At 58.5% G+C, this 1,348-nt stretch carries 1 protein-coding gene; it reads left to right on the plus strand.

Annotation, left to right across the window (positions count from 1 at the left end):
• Positions 1-406: 406 nt before the first annotated feature.
• Positions 407-1,288 (plus strand): protelomerase family protein, encoded by an 882-nt coding sequence (locus ON32_RS23485; protein ID WP_083874742.1) that lies wholly within the window; start codon positions 407-409, stop codon positions 1,286-1,288.
• Positions 1,289-1,348: the final 60 nt, after the last annotated feature.

Below are 1,348 nucleotides of genomic sequence, written 5' to 3' on the forward strand. Positions count from 1 at the left end.
ACGACGGCAGTCACCTGCTCGTCCAGGTGATGACCGACGGCCTGGTGTGGGTCTCCGCCCAACGCGACCACCGGCAAGGCGGTGGTGAGGCAGCTTGCCGTCGCCGCCGGGCGCGCTCACCGCCTCGAGGTCGTACGGCACAACCGGCTGATTGTCGATCTGAACGTCGAACGCCACTCGGGGGTGCCCGAAGAGTCGCCCGGCCCGCCCGGACCGCCACAAGGGCACACAGACCCGGAAACCGCAGAGCGCCCCGGCCATGGGGCTATGGCCGGGGCGCTCTGTCGTTGCTCCACCCCACTACCGAATACGCCACACTCCTCATGAATGCGTGATTCACAGGAACACTATAAAACTTCATGACGTGATACCATGGGGGAAATCCCCATAGATAGGAGCGGTAGAAATGGCAGCGGAACGCAAGTACGGACCGATATCTCAAGCCGAGGAAGACCGGATCACCGCGTTTGTCGAGCGCATGTCGGGAATGTCTCCGGATAAATGGAGAATGGCGGCACTGTCCGAACTGTCCTGGATTCACAACCGGCGGAAGGCCAACGGCGAAAAATATTCGGAGCTCACGAATCGGAAGCTAATAATCGCCTACCGAAACGCCATTATCGAGAAATTCGGCGAAAGGTCGAAACTGCTGGATTACCTCCGGTACTCCGATGCTCGTATCGACGAATACCACGCACACCAGGAAGCGGCACGAGAAACACGGCACCGGAATGTGCGCCCGCTCGATGCCGATCACTACGTGACCTCGGCCATGCTGCTGCTCGGCAACTGCCTGCGGTTGCGCTGGTCCACCAACGCCGCGATTGCCGCCCTATGCGCCCTGTCCGGCCGCCGCCCCGTGGAAATCGCCCTGACAGGCAAGTTCACCCCCACACCGGGCACCCGCCACGAGGTGGTGTTCTCCGGCCAGGCCAAGACCAAGGACGACGAGCGCGCCGAGGCGCCCTACGTGATCCCGATCCTGGGCGACCGGGCGCTGTTCCTCGAGGGCATCGAGCGATTGCGTGCGGAAATCGACATGACAATGGACCCGAAGAAATTCAACTCTCGCCATGCGAAAGAAATAGGGATACAATCGAAAAGGGTATTTAAAGACCTCGACGGCAAACCGATAATGCCGTCCGACTTGCGGGAAGCATACGCGGCAGTGTCCTTTTATGAATTCGCCCCGAAACAGGTTACCGAAATCCGATACAAAGGGGATGTGCTCGGGCATAAAACACTTGATCCCACTTTGGATTACCTCGGGTTTAACGTTCAGGAATAGCAAAACAAAAACCGAGAAATACAAAATAGAATATCGAGAAATGGCGACGGAATTCCCGAA

It is taken from the genome of Nocardia paucivorans NBRC 100373, from assembly GCF_000308675.1.
In the GTDB taxonomy this organism is placed as follows: Bacteria; Actinomycetota; Actinomycetes; order Mycobacteriales; family Mycobacteriaceae; genus Nocardia; species Nocardia paucivorans.